Raw genomic sequence first — 13,082 nt, forward strand, 5'->3', positions numbered from 1 at the left:
TCTGCGTGGGAACGCCGCCCGGGACGCTCCGCGCCCCATTGCAGGCGTGACGCAGAGCGTCACAGGATGCATTCCCACGCGGAGCGTGGGAACGATCAACGGTTACCTGACCAACCCACAAGAGGTCCCATGCCCAACCGCCCACCTCTCGACGCTGTCACCGCCCGCTGGGTACCGTGGGTTGTGGCCATTGCCTTCTTCATGCAGTCCCTCGACGGGACGATCCTCAACACCGCCCTCCCCGCCATGGCCCGAGACCTGGCCGAAGACCCGTTGCGCATGCAAGGCGTAATCATTGCCTACATGCTCACCGTCGCCTTACTGATCCCCGCCTCCGGCTGGATCGCCGACCGTTTCGGCACCCGGAAAATCTTCTTTGGCGCGATCCTCCTGTTCAGCTTCGGCTCATTGCTCTGCGCCTTGTCCAACACCCTGAGCATGCTCATCGGCGCCCGGGTGATTCAGGGCCTCGGTGGCGCGCTGATGTTGCCGGTCGGTCGATTGGTGGTGCTGCGCGCGTATCCGCGCTCGGAGCTGGTGCGGATCATGGGGTTCATTACCATTCCCGGCCTGCTCGGCCCGCTGATCGGCCCGACCATGGGCGGCTGGATGGTGCAATACCTGACTTGGCACTGGATCTTCCTGATCAACCTGCCGGTGGGTGTCCTCGGTTGCTACGCGGTATGGAAATTCATTCCCGACCTGCGCGGCAGCGAGCGCACCCGCTTCGATAGCCTGGGCTTCTTGCTGTTCGGTGCGGCGATGGTGCTGATCACCATCGCCATGGAAGGCCTCGGCGAACTGCATCTGCCGCACTTGCGGGTGATGTTGCTGCTGTTTGGCGGCATGGCCTGTCTGGCGGCGTATTGGCTGCGGGCCGGGCACATCGACAATCCGCTGTTTGCACCGTCGTTGTTCAAAACCCGAACGTTTGCCGTGGGCATCCTCGGCAACCTGTTCGCTCGCCTCGGCAGCGGCGCGTTACCGTTCCTGGTGCCGTTGCTGCTGCAAGTGGCACTGGGTTATTCGCCATCACAGGCCGGGATGAGCATGCTGCCCCTGGCCGCGGCCGCGATGGTTGCCAAGTCGGTGGCGCGACCGTTGATCGAACGGTTCGGCTACCGCACCGTGCTGACCGGCAACACACTGGCGCTGGGGATCATGCTGGCAAGCATGGGCCTGGTCAGCGAGCAGACGCCGTATTGGCTGCTGCTGGCTCAGTTGGCGGTTCTGGGGGCGATCAACTCCTTGCAGTTCACCGCGATGAACACCGTCACGCTGATCGACCTCGACGACGCCAGCGCCAGCAGCGGCAACAGTTTGCTGTCGGTGGTCGCGCAATTGTCCCTGAGCCTCGGTGTAGCCTGCGCCGGCGCCCTGCTCGGCGGCTTCACGGCAGAGATCGGCAATGACGGCGTGAGCACGGTTCTGGGCGCGTTCCAGCTGACGTTTGTGACGGTGGGAATCATGGCGATGCTGGCGGCAACGATCTTCTCGCAGCTGTCCAGAACTGACGGACGGCGCGTCAGGCATCCGGAAGAGCACATAGAGCCTTAGGGCGAATGGCCATGGGACTGATACACTGCGCGACATTTTGTTTTGCAGGCCAGTCCCGTGACCACCATCGCCACCGCTTTTAATACTTTGCCGCTGTCCGCCGCCATGCTGGCTAACCTCGACTCCCTCGGTTATGCCCAGATGACGCCGATCCAGGCGCAAAGCTTGCCGGTGATCCTCAAGGGGATGGACCTGATCGCCCAGGCCAAGACCGGCAGCGGCAAAACCGCCGCCTTCGGTATCGGCCTGCTGAACCCGATCAATCCGCGCTTCTTCGGTTGCCAAGCGCTGGTCATTTGCCCGACTCGCGAGCTGGCTGACCAGGTTGCCAAGGAAATCCGTCGTCTGGCCCGTGCCGAAGACAACATCAAAGTGTTGACCCTGTGTGGCGGCGTGTCCTTCGGCCCGCAGATCGGCTCTCTGGAGCACGGCGCGCACATCATCGTCGGTACCCCGGGGCGTATCCAGCAGCACCTGCGCAAGGGTTCGCTGGTGCTTCATGGCCTGAACACGCTGATCCTCGACGAAGCCGACCGCATGCTCGACATGGGTTTCTACGATTCCATCGAAGAAATCATCGCCCAGACCCCGGAGCGCCGCCAGACCCTGCTGTTCTCCGCCACGTACCCGGTGGGCATCAAGCAACTGGCGTCGAAATTCATGCGCACCCCTCAGATCGTGAAGGCCGAGGCGTTCCACGACGATACGCAGATCGAGCAGCGCTTCTACGAAATCTCTCCGGAAGAGCGTATGGACGCGGTGGTCAAAGTCCTCGCGCATTTCCGTCCGGCATCCTGCGTGGCCTTCTGCTTCACCAAGCAGCAGGTTCAGGAAACCGTTGATCACCTGACCTCCAAAGGCATCTCCGCCGTCGGTCTGCAGGGTGATCTGGAACAGCGTGACCGAGATCAGGTATTGGCCATGTTCGCCAACCGCAGCACTTCGGTGCTGGTTGCCACCGACGTCGCCGCGCGCGGTCTGGACATCGATGCGCTGGACATGGTGATCAACGTCGAACTGGCCCGTGACTCGGAAATCCACATTCACCGTGTCGGGCGTACCGGCCGTGCGGGCGAGAAAGGCATTGCGATCAGCCTGGTCGCCCCGTCCGAAGCCCACCGCGCCCAGGCCATCGAGCAACTGCAGAAGTCGCCGTTGAGCTGGGATCAGCTGGACAACCTCAAATCCCAGGGTGGTGCACCGCTGCTGCCGGTGATGAGCACGTTGTGCATTGGTGCGGGCCGTAAAGACAAAGTACGTCCGGGTGACATTCTCGGTGCACTGACTGGCGATGCCGGCATCCCGGGCGCCCAGGTCGGCAAGATTGCGATTTTCGACTTCCAGGCCTATGTGGCCGTGGAACGCGGGATCGCCAAGCAAGCCTTGCAGCGCCTGAACGACGGTAAAATCAAAGGCCGTTCGTTGCGCGTGCGCATCCTCTGAACCTGATCGTTCCCACGCTCTGCGTGGGAATGCATCCCGTGACGCTCTGCGTCACATAACGGCGGACGCAGAGCGTCCATGGCGGCATTCCCACGCAGAGCGTGGGAACGATCATTGTGTGAGGACACCGTTTTGCGCTCTACCGAAGTCGTGATCATTGGCGCTGGCGCCGCAGGGTTGATGTGTGCGCTGACCGCCGCCGGGCGCGGGCGCAAAGTGATGTTGCTCGACCATGCGAACAAGGCCGGCAAGAAAATCCTGATGTCGGGCGGTGGCCGCTGCAACTTCACCAACATGTACACCGAACCGGGCAATTTCCTCTCGCAGAACGAACACTTCTGCAAATCCGCACTGGCGCGTTACACCCAGTGGGACTTCATCGGCATGGTCGCCAAACATGGCGTGCCGTACCACGAGAAGAAACTCGGTCAGCTGTTCTGCGATAACAAATCCAGCGACATCCTCCAAATGCTGCTCGACGAGTGCGATCAGGTCGGCGTCAGCCTGCACCTGGACACCTCGATCCAGCACATCGAAAAAATGGAAAGCGGCTATCTGCTGCAAACCACCCTCGACCAGATCACATGTGAATCCCTGGTGATCGCCACCGGCGGCCTGTCGATTCCGACCCTCGGCGCCACCGGTTTCGGTTATCAAGTGGCCAGGCAGTTCGGTCACGACCTGCTGCCAACCCGCGCCGGTCTCGTGCCGTTCACCATCACCGATCAGCTCAAGGAGCTTTGCACCGAACTGTCGGGCACGTCGGTGGATTGCCTGGTGAGCTGCAACGATCAGAGTTTCCGCGAGAACATCCTGTTCACCCACCGCGGCCTCAGCGGGCCGGCAATCTTGCAGATTTCGTCGTTCTGGGAATCCGGCGACACGGTGGAAATCAACCTGATGCCAGATCACGACGTGCCTAGCTGGCTGCAACAGCAGCAGGCCGAACGCCCGAATAGCGAGTTGAAAACTCTGCTCGGTGAAATCTTCACCAAGAAGATGGCCAATCTGCTGGCGGACAACTGGTTCGTCTCCAAACCGATGAAGCAGTACACCCACGCCGAACTGGCGGACATCGCCGAAAAACTGGCGAGCTGGAAAGTCGTGCCGGCCGGCACTGAAGGCTACCGCACTGCCGAAGTGACCCTCGGCGGCGTCGACACGCGCGAAGTGTCGTCCAAGACCATGGAATCGCTGAAAAGCCCCGGCCTGTATTTCATCGGCGAAGTGCTCGATGTCACCGGGCATCTGGGCGGCTTCAATTTCCAGTGGGCCTGGGCCTCAGGTTACGCCGCCGCGCAATTCGTCTGATCAACCGCGAAGGCGTCCCGACAGGCAACACAAAACGCAGCAGGAACAGATTTTGCTGTCAGATGTGATCGGCGCCATTGCGTCGACGTCATTAGTGGCTCAATTTAGCGTCATTGCCTCGGAAGGCCTTCGCACTTCATGTCATCGACCACATTTCGGCAGTCTCTGCGTCGCCTCTGGGCGCTGGATAAATTCAGTTATAGCGTGCGGGTATTCATCGCCCTGACCGGCAGCATGGCGCTGTGTTGGTACCTGGATGAGATGGGGCTGCTGATCCCGTTGTTCCTGGGGATCATCGCCAGCGCCCTGGCCGAAACCGACGACAGTTGGCAGGGTCGCCTCAACGCGCTCGCGGTGACGCTAGTGTGTTTTATGGTCGCCGCCCTCTCCGTCGAACTCCTCTTCCCCTACCCCATCCTCTTCATTATCGCCTTTGCACTGGCCAGCTTTTGCCTGACCATGCTCGGCGCGCTGGGCGAACGGTATGGCGCGATTGCTTCAGCAACACTGATTCTGTCGGTCTACACCATGATCGGCGTAGACCAGCGCGGTGGCGCGGTTACTGATTTCTGGCATGAACCGGTGCTGCTGGTGGCCGGTGCGGCCTGGTATGGCTTGCTCTCGGTGCTGTGGCAGGCGCTGTTTTCCAACCAGCCGGTGCAGCAAAGCCTGGCGCGGCTCTTCCGTGAACTGGGTTATTACCTGAAGCTGAAATCGTCGCTGTTCGAACCAATCCGGCAGCTGGACGTGGAAGCGCAGCGGCTGGAACTGGCGCAACAGAACGGTCGGGTGGTGGCGGCCCTGAACGCTGCCAAGGAAATCATTCTGCATCGGGTCGGCGACGGTCGGCCGGGCGTGAAAGTCAGCCGTTATCTGAAGCTGTACTTCCTCGCCCAGGACATCCACGAGCGCGCCAGTTCCTCACACTACCCCTACAACGCACTGGCCGAAGCGTTCTTCCACAGCGACGTGCTGTTCCGCTGTCAGCGCCTGCTGCGCCAGCAAGGCAAGGCTTGCCGCGCGCTGGCCGAGTCGATCCAGATGCGCCAGCCGTTCACCTATGACGCAAGCTTCGCCGAAGCCCTGAACGACCTGCACGCCTCCCTCGAACACTTGCGTATCCAAAGCAACCCGGCCTGGCGTGGGCTGCTGCGTTCGTTGCGCGCGCTGGCCGCCAACCTCGGCACCCTCGACCGTTTGCTCAGCGACGCCAGCAACCCCGATGCGCTGGCAGACGCCACCGACAGCAGCCTGCTCGACCGTTCGCCACGCAGCCTCAAGGATGTCTGGATACGCTTGCGCACGCAGCTGACGCCGACCTCATTGCTGTTCCGCCACGCCCTGCGCCTGCCCTTGGCATTGAGCATCGGCTACGGCATGGTGCATTTGATCCACCCGTCGCAAGGTTACTGGATCATCCTCACCACGCTGTTTGTCTGTCAGCCTAACTACGGCGCCACTCGCCGCAAACTCGGGCAACGGATCATCGGCACCGCCATCGGCCTGACTGTGGCCTGGGCGTTGTTCGATCTGTTCCCGAACCCGTTGATCCAGTCGAGCTTCGCCATCCTTGCCGGGGTGGTGTTCTTTACCAACCGCACCACTCGCTACACACTGGCGACTGCCGCGATCACGCTTCTGGTGCTGTTCTGCTTCAACCAGGTGGGTGATGGTTATGGGCTGCTTCTGCCGCGACTGTTCGATACGTTGCTCGGCAGTCTGATCGCCGGGCTGGCGGTATTCCTGTTCCTGCCGGACTGGCAGGGTCGACGCCTGAACAAAGTGCTGGCCAACACCCTCACCTGCAACAGCATTTACCTGCGCCAGATCATGCAGCAATACGCCGCCGGCAAAAGCGACGACCTGGCTTATCGCCTGGCCCGACGCAATGCGCACAACGCCGATGCCGCGCTGTCGACCACGCTGGCCAACATGCTGATGGAGCCGGGGCACTTCCGTAAGGAAGCGGATGTCGGGTTCCGCTTCCTGGTGCTGTCGCACACCTTGCTCAGCTATTTGTCGGGGCTGGGGGCACACCGCGAAACCCAACTACCGTCGGACGTACGCGAGCATTTGATCGATGGAGCCGGCGAGAGCCTGGCCACCAGCCTCGACGAAATCGCCCAAGGCCTGGCGAGCAAACAGCCGATTGCGATTCAGAGTGATGAGGAAGAAGCGCTGGCCAATGGGCTTGAGCAGATGCCGGATGAAATCGATGAAGGGCAGCGGTTGGTGCAGACGCAACTGGCGTTGATCTGCCGGCAGCTGGGGCCGTTGCGGACGTTGGCGGCGCATTTGATCAAGGGTACGAGCGAGGCTTGAGGTTTTGTGGGAGTGGGCTTGCTCGCGAAGAGGCCATCCGCTTCACCACAAAACCCGGATCAATCCCATTACATCCCATGCTGCTTGAGCAACTTCTCATAACTCCCATCAGCCTTCATCGCCGCAATCTCACGGTCGAAACCGGCAACGATCTGTTCATGCTGCGGGTTCTTCAGGCTCACCAGAATATGCAGACTGTTCTCGCTCAACGGCTTGGGCAAAAACTCCACGGCATTGCGTACCTTGGATGATTCCCGAGCGAGGTAATACCGGGCGACGAACTCGTCTTCCAGGGTCAGCTTGACCCGATCGGCCGCGACCATGCGCACCGCCATGGCAAAACTATGCACGGGGACCTTCTGTAGCGACACATCGTCGTCGAATGCTTGCGAATAGGCGTAACCGCGTACCACCGCTATCGGGTAAGTGTGCAGTTGTTGCAGGTTTTTGAATTCGATCGGCGTGTCTTTGCGCTTGAGAAAACGCACGCGGTTGAGCAGGTACTCGCCGGAAAACTGCCCCAGTTTCATGCGCTCGTCGGTGTACCAGGCGTTGACCAGCACGTCGTAACGCCCCTCGCCTACCCCAAACAAGGCTCGCGCCCACGGCACCTGTTCGAAATCACTGGCATAACCAGCCCGGGCCAGCGCAGTGCTGACGATGTCCGTGGCCAATCCACCATTGACCAGCGTGGCGTCGGTAAAGGGTGGCCATGCATCGGCTACCAGGCGCAGCTTTTGCGCTGCCGCACTCTGTGTCAGCAACAGCAATACAATCAAAGCAAACGCTCGATACAATCGCGGCATGCCAGAAAATCCTTAGCGGGCGGGCTGCCCGACGTGTTTTTCAGCCAAAACTCCAAGGCCCCTTTACCGGCGAAACCCAGGTCCTAACATTAGCTTATCGACGACATTGCACAGCGCTTCATCGCAGATTACACAAAGAAGACAATCTCGCGAGAAATGAATGATGGCATTTTGGACTTTGTCACAGATTTACCTGCCATAAAGACATCCCGCGTCAGGACGCCTAGTATCGGAGCAACGTTGTTCAAGGAATCTGAAAGATGACAATTGATTGGGTCTGCAAACACCACAGCGATCTGGGTAAAGAGCAGCTGTATGCCATTCTGCAGCTGCGCGCCGAGGTGTTCGTTGTCGAGCAGAAATGCGCTTATCAGGACATCGATGGCCAGGACCTGGAAGGTGACACCTGTCATTTGATGGGCTGGGACGGAGACCGTCTGGTGGCCTATCTGCGCTTGCTCGATCCGGAGCTACAGGGCGGTGACGTGGTGATTGGCCGGGTGGTCATTGCTCCCGCTGCACGCGGCACCGGGCTTGGGCATGAAATGATGAGCCAGGCGTTGAAACAGGCCGCCAAACGCTGGCCTGATGTACCGATCTACCTCTCGGCTCAGGCGCATTTGCAGGGGTACTACGGGCGGTACGGGTTTGTGGTGGTGGGTGAGGAATATCTGGAGGATGACATTCCGCATATCGGGATGCGTCGTCCGCAATGATCGTTCCCACGCTCTGCGTGGGAATGCCTCAATGGACACTCTGCGTCCGCTCTTGGGACGCGGAGCGTCCCGGGCTGCATTCCCACGCAGAACGTGGGAACGATCGGAGTCGGGAATTCAGGGATATTCCAACACCGCTTTAATCTGCCGCAGATTACGCTCGATCCACCCCCGATCAATCGCCCCCCACTCGCGAATCCGATAGNACGTGGGAACGATCGGAGTCGGGAATTCAGGGATATTCCAACACCGCTTTAATCTGCCGCAGATTACGCTCGATCCACCCCCGATCAATCGCCCCCCACTCGCGAATCCGATAGCGCCCCGCATGGTTGCGCGCGCCCTCTTCCTGCTCGAATTCACAAACGATATCCAGATCTGCCAATGCCGCGATGGTGTCCTGCGCCGTGCGCCGGGGCATGCCGGTGACTTCGGTCAACGCCGGGACGCTGCTGGCCAGCCCGCTATCGATCAGGTACGCCACGTATAACCGGCGGTAGAAGCTGCTTTTGGTCTTGCTCACGTCCATCCATGCTTCCTTCTTCTATTGCATATCCCGCCACGTCAGGTACACCCGTAAATCGAACTCCACCTGGTGATACCCCGGCAACATGTGTTCGCACAGTTTGTAGAACGCCTTGTTGTGATCCGACTCCTTGAAGTGCGCCAGCTCATGCACCACGATCATTTTCAGAAACTCGGAGGGCGCTTCCTTGAACAACGAGGCCACACGAATTTCTTTCTTGGCCTTGAGCTTGCCGCCCTGCACCCGGGAAATCGCAGTGTGCAAGCCAAGCGCGCGGTGGGTCAGGTCCAGACGGTTGTCGAATAACACCTTGTCGATCGCCGGGGCGTTACGCAGGTATTCCTGCTTGAGGTCCAAGGCATAGGTGTATAGCGCCTTGTCGCTCTGCACCCCGTGCTTTTCCGGATATCGCTGGCTCAGGTAGTCGCCCAGCCGACCTTCGGCGATCAACTGGCGCACCTGGTCCTGCAACGTAGCGGGATAGGCCTGGAGGTATTTCAACGCGGTCATTGGGGCGGCAACACGAGTCACGAAAAGGTCACCAGTGTAACGAATTCAACTCGTCAGCGCGCTCCAGTCGAACGGTTCAACAAAGTGAGGGGTGTCCTCGGCCATCAATGGCCGCGCCACCAGAAACCCCTGCACATACTGGCAACCGTTGGCTTGCAGCCATTCATATTGCGCCACCGTCTCCACCCCTTCAGCGATGACTAACAGACCAAACTGTTTGCACAAATCGATGACGCTGCGAGCCAGCGCCGCATCCCGTTCGGATCCCGGCAACCGGGCGATCAAATGCCGGTCGAGTTTGAGCGTGTCCAGCTCCAGGTCTCGCAAGTGCGCCAGCGAACAAGCCCCGGAGCCAAAATCGTCCAGCGCCACCCGCACCCCCAGATTGCGCAGCAAACGCAGTTGCTTGCGGGTTTCGTCGGGGTTAAGCATCAAGGCCTCTTCCGTGACCTCGACCTCCAGCTGCCGCGGCTTCAAACCATGGCGCTCCAGCACCTGGCGCAGCTCGGTGACCAGGTTGGGCAAACCGAACTGCGTGCTGCTCAAACTGACGCCCAGCACCAGGTCTTCGGCAAACAAGGTTTCCCAGGCTTTTCGCTGCTTGGCCCCACGATGGTAAATCCAGCTACCAAGGCGACTGATCAACCGCGCCTCTTCCAGCAATGGTAAAAACAGCCCCGGTGGTACATCGCCGACACTCGGATGCTGCCAGCGCAGCAACGCCTCGAACCCGCGAATCTGCCCGTCGGCAATGGCCACCTGAGGTTGATACACCAGGTTGAAATCGCGGTTCTCGATGGCCGTGCGCACGCTCTCTTCGAGCATCAGCCGCGAGCGCGCCCGACCATTCATTTCGTGATCGTAGAAGCGATATTGCTGACGCCCGGCACGCTTGGCTTCGTACATGGCGATGTCGGACGCGCGCATTAACCCGTCGAGATTAGCCCCGCAGTCGGGGTAAGTGGCAATGCCAATGCTGGCGCCCAAGGCGATGTCCATGCCTTCGATTTGCTGACAGATCGACACCCGCTCGATGAGCTTCTCGGCAATCTTTGCCGCTTGCTCGGGGAGCTCAAGATCCAGCAGCGCGGTGAACTCATCGCCACCCATCCGCGCCAGAATATCGAAGGGCCGCAGACACGCCTTCAACTGCTCGGACACCCAACGCAGCACCCGGTCGCCGGCATCGTGGCCGAGGGAATCATTGACCCGCTTGAAGCCGTCGAGGTCCAGGTACAACAGCACCCAGGTGCTGTCGGAGCGTTCGCCGCGCAACAGCAGGTTTTCAACGGTCTGGTAGAAACCCCGGCGATTGAGCAGCCCGGTCAGCGGATCGGTCACCGCCTGGAATTCCAGCTGCTGATGCAGATGGCGCACCACCGACATGTCCAGCACTGTCACCACCATGGCCTGTTGCTCGGCGGGCAAAGGCGCGCAGGACAACGCCACTGGCACTTGCTGACCAGGCGCGGTACGCAGCAATGCATCGTGCAGGCGCAGGGTTTCTCCGCGTTTGTAGCCGGTAAGCAATTCGGAGTCGGCCCAGATCGGGATGTGCGGTTTTTGCAGAAAATCCAGAAACTCTTTGCCTTGCAGCTCATGCACCGGGGCATTGAGCAGGCGGGACATCGCCGGGTTGGCAAAGCGAATCAGTCCGTCCTCGCCCACCACCAGAATGCCTTCGGCGGCGTTATCCAGCACCGAGGCATTGAAGGCCCGGGCGACTTCCAGGTCATGGCTCAACCGCTGCAAGTCACGGCGATTACGCTGATGCTCGAGCAGGGCCTGGACTTTGGGTTTGAGAATTTGCGGGTCGAACGGTTTGAACAGGTAATCCACCGCGCCACTGGCGTAGCCCTTGATTACGGCGTCCTGGGATTGTTCGTTGGCGGTAAGGAAAATGATCGGCGTGAGGCGGGTTCGCTGGCTGCCACGCATCAAGCGCGCCACTTCGAAACCGTCCATACCCGGCATCTGCACATCCAGCAGCACCAGGTCGACGTCGTGTTCGAGCAACAGGTTGAGCGCTTCAAAGCCGGAAGCCGCGGTGATGACCTGCCAGTCCTGGCGCTGCAACAACGCGCGCATGCTGATCAGGTTTTCGGGGTAATCATCAACAATTAAAAGGATTGAGTTGCCTTCAGCTGGCGTAGGTTGTGCGCATTCCATGCTGCATCTCTTGTTCGGGACCTCAGGCCGGCCTCTTGTGAAAACCGGACACATAGTGCGACTTCACTCTAGACCCGGATCCGCGAAAGCAGAAGCTGCCGGAGTGCCGTCACTTCAGTAAAGTTTCACGTAGCCGACTAACGGTCAGTCCTACAGCCCCCGTAAACCGGGAAAGGTGGCATTTCGACAGGATGTTGACGTCAACCATCTGCCAAACGGGCATTAACAAACAACCGTTCTACGCTTATAAAGACGGCCCGAAGGCGCGTGTTAGAGCTTCTGGCACGTGCGTACAGAAAAAGTGGAAGCTTGAATTATGATCGATCTCGCAACCTGGAACCTCAGCGTTCCTGTCGGCAGTCCGCCGTACACCGTTGAAACAACCAGACTGGTGGACGGCTTCAAGGATCAATACTTCCACTCCGACACCGGCACCTTGTTTTTCTGGTCCCCGGTAACCGGCACCCGCACTGAAAACGCAATCTACCCTCGCACCGAACTCCGCGAAACCTACAGCAACGGCACGCTGAAAAACTGGTACTACCCCGACGCGGACAACTCCCTGCGTGCGACCCTTACGGTCAGCAAGGTACCCAGCACGGGCAAGATCGTCATTGGCCAGATCCACGCCTTCCAAAGCCAGAAGCCAATGGTGAAACTCGAGTATCAATATAAAGACTACAGCGAAACCGGAAACATCGTCGCCAAAGTCCGCATGCACCCTGACGACACCGCCCGGGTCATCACCATCGCCACTGGCATAAAACTCGATCGGGAATTTTCCTACCTCATCCACCTCAGCCCCGGCGGTGCATTGGGCATCAGTGCGGCGGGCTACCAGTGGGACACCGACATCAGCGCGATGTGGCGTGATAAACCGCTGTACTTCAAGGCCGGTGTCTATGTACAGGACAACACCGGGTATACCACTGAAGGCGGGGAAGTGACGTTCAGCCATCTGGATATCGATCACGATACCTGATCCCTAAAAGATCGCGGCTTTGTGGCGAGGGGGCTTGCCCCCGTTGGGCTGCGAAGCAGTCCCTCTTTTTTGGGGGCCCGCCTCGCGCCCCAGCGGGAGCAAGCTCCCTCGCCACAAGTTCTTTATGTCCAACTCCATCTCTTCATTGACCGGCATCAGGCCACTTAAACGCCCACGTTTAAAGACACTCGGCGTTACTTCACAAGGCCTACAACGGCTTGCGTCACCGCCTACAGGTACGCCAGAATCCGCCGGCTTGTGCGCTTTGAAGCCCATCGGTAACTTGATTCGCATCACTGATTCGCAGTGATCGGGTTTAGTAGCCCGTGGTGTTTTTTCAGTTAAGTGCAAAGCTCTGTCCGTCAGATGTTCTTGTCTGAACGTGATGGTGGCTGTGTTCAGGGCGCTTCGGCGCGCCGGTTAATGCTGATAACTCCCCGGTCTACTAACCTGCGCACAGCTGCCACCCTAATGAGATGGTCAGCCCGGTACGGGAACTCCGGTAAATCTAAACTTACCGGGGTTCTCACTTACTTGCGGAGACCTCACATCGCAAGACCCTGCTGGGCATCGCTCAGGTGGTCATGCTCGGTGAACTGGCGGTGAACCAAGCGCTGGATCACGTCGAATTGAAGGAATAATCGCGGCCCGGTTGGAGCAAGGCGAGCAAACTTGCGCCCAATAAAAAACCCGCCTCTCCAGACTGTGTGAAAACCTAGCAATCTGCGCGGCGATTCAAG

At 59.6% G+C, this 13,082-nt stretch carries 10 protein-coding genes and 1 pseudogene; 7 read left to right on the plus strand and 4 right to left on the minus strand.

All coding sequences use genetic code 11. From position 1 onward, the window contains the following. The first annotated feature begins 66 nt into the window (after positions 1–66). The 4 genes from mdtD (at position 67) to yccS (ending at position 6,633) form a co-directional block, all read left to right on the plus strand. Positions 67–1,557, plus strand: a complete 1,491-nt coding sequence (gene mdtD, locus MMG91_RS27220; RefSeq protein ID WP_405046565.1) for a multidrug transporter subunit MdtD — start codon at positions 67–69, stop codon at positions 1,555–1,557. A 105-nt stretch (positions 1,558–1,662) separates the two neighbouring features. Beyond that, positions 1,663–3,000, plus strand: coding sequence for an ATP-dependent RNA helicase DbpA (gene dbpA, locus MMG91_RS27225; protein ID WP_305449870.1), 1,338 nt, complete (start codon positions 1,663–1,665; stop codon positions 2,998–3,000). Between the two features lie 132 nt (positions 3,001–3,132). Further along, positions 3,133–4,311 carry an NAD(P)/FAD-dependent oxidoreductase gene (locus tag MMG91_RS27230; protein WP_310661278.1) on the plus strand — a complete coding sequence of 393 codons (1,179 nt, stop codon included), beginning with the start codon at positions 3,133–3,135 and terminating at the stop codon, positions 4,309–4,311. Positions 4,312–4,449: 138 nt separating this feature from the next. Next, the gene (yccS, locus tag MMG91_RS27235; RefSeq protein WP_310661279.1) at positions 4,450–6,633 is read left to right on the plus strand and encodes a YccS family putative transporter; all 2,184 of its coding nucleotides are present in this window, start codon (positions 4,450–4,452) and stop codon (positions 6,631–6,633) included. 68 nt (positions 6,634–6,701) lie between these two features. Here the strand turns inward: yccS and MMG91_RS27240 are convergent, their stop codons facing one another. Next, on the minus strand, positions 6,702–7,439 hold the full coding sequence (locus MMG91_RS27240; protein ID WP_310661280.1) for a transporter substrate-binding domain-containing protein: 738 nt from the start codon (positions 7,437–7,439) through the stop codon (positions 6,702–6,704). 260 nt (positions 7,440–7,699) lie between these two features. On the opposite strand from MMG91_RS27240, the gene MMG91_RS27245 reads away from it, so the two are divergent. Next, entirely contained in the window at positions 7,700–8,155 is a 456-nt protein-coding gene (locus tag MMG91_RS27245; RefSeq protein WP_310661281.1) for a GNAT family N-acetyltransferase, read from the plus strand. Between the two features lie 232 nt (positions 8,156–8,387). Here the strand turns inward: MMG91_RS27245 and MMG91_RS27255 are convergent, their stop codons facing one another. From MMG91_RS27255 to MMG91_RS27265, 3 genes are read right to left on the minus strand one after another with little or no spacing between them, the layout of a single operon-like run. Continuing rightward, positions 8,388–8,684 (minus strand): helix-turn-helix domain-containing protein, encoded by a 297-nt coding sequence (locus MMG91_RS27255; protein ID WP_007894945.1) that lies wholly within the window; start codon positions 8,682–8,684, stop codon positions 8,388–8,390. 15 nt (positions 8,685–8,699) lie between these two features. Beyond that, complete coding sequence (locus MMG91_RS27260; protein WP_305449871.1) at positions 8,700–9,191, minus strand: M48 family metallopeptidase; 492 nt, start codon at positions 9,189–9,191, stop codon at positions 8,700–8,702. A gap of 45 nt (positions 9,192–9,236) precedes the next feature. Next, a complete protein-coding gene (locus MMG91_RS27265; protein WP_310661282.1) occupies positions 9,237–11,360 on the minus strand; it encodes an EAL domain-containing protein in 2,124 nt (707 codons plus the stop codon). A 316-nt stretch (positions 11,361–11,676) separates the two neighbouring features. Here MMG91_RS27265 and MMG91_RS27270 point away from each other — a divergent pair, with 316 nt between their 5' ends. Beyond that, complete coding sequence (locus MMG91_RS27270) at positions 11,677–12,342, plus strand: polysaccharide lyase family 7 protein (RefSeq protein ID WP_310661283.1); 666 nt, start codon at positions 11,677–11,679, stop codon at positions 12,340–12,342. Between the two features lie 533 nt (positions 12,343–12,875). After that, positions 12,876–12,983 (plus strand): annotated as a pseudogene (locus MMG91_RS29085) (DUF6124 family protein); the annotation flags it as partial. Positions 12,984–13,082 lie beyond the last annotated feature (99 nt).

It is taken from the genome of Pseudomonas sp. JL3 (genome assembly GCF_031570575.1).
Taxonomy (GTDB): domain Bacteria; phylum Pseudomonadota; class Gammaproteobacteria; order Pseudomonadales; family Pseudomonadaceae; genus Aquipseudomonas; species Aquipseudomonas cucumis.

Excerpts from the sequence above, each read along its gene's own strand:
- MMG91_RS27240 (WP_310661280.1), bottom strand. The coding sequence starts at position 7,439 with ATGCCGCGATTGTATCGAGCGTTTGCTTTGATTGTATTGCTGTTGCTG.
- yccS (WP_310661279.1), top strand. The coding sequence starts at position 4,450 with ATGTCATCGACCACATTTCGGCAGTCTCTGCGTCGCCTCTGGGCGCTG.
- dbpA (WP_305449870.1), top strand. The coding sequence starts at position 1,663 with ATGCTGGCTAACCTCGACTCCCTCGGTTATGCCCAGATGACGCCGATC.
- MMG91_RS27265 (WP_310661282.1), bottom strand. The coding sequence starts at position 11,360 with ATGGAATGCGCACAACCTACGCCAGCTGAAGGCAACTCAATCCTTTTA.
- MMG91_RS27245 (WP_310661281.1), top strand. The coding sequence starts at position 7,700 with ATGACAATTGATTGGGTCTGCAAACACCACAGCGATCTGGGTAAAGAG.
- MMG91_RS27270 (WP_310661283.1), top strand. The coding sequence starts at position 11,677 with ATGATCGATCTCGCAACCTGGAACCTCAGCGTTCCTGTCGGCAGTCCG.
- MMG91_RS27260 (WP_305449871.1), bottom strand. The coding sequence starts at position 9,191 with ATGACCGCGTTGAAATACCTCCAGGCCTATCCCGCTACGTTGCAGGAC.
- mdtD (WP_405046565.1), top strand. The coding sequence starts at position 67 with ATGCATTCCCACGCGGAGCGTGGGAACGATCAACGGTTACCTGACCAA.
- MMG91_RS27255 (WP_007894945.1), bottom strand. The coding sequence starts at position 8,684 with ATGGACGTGAGCAAGACCAAAAGCAGCTTCTACCGCCGGTTATACGTG.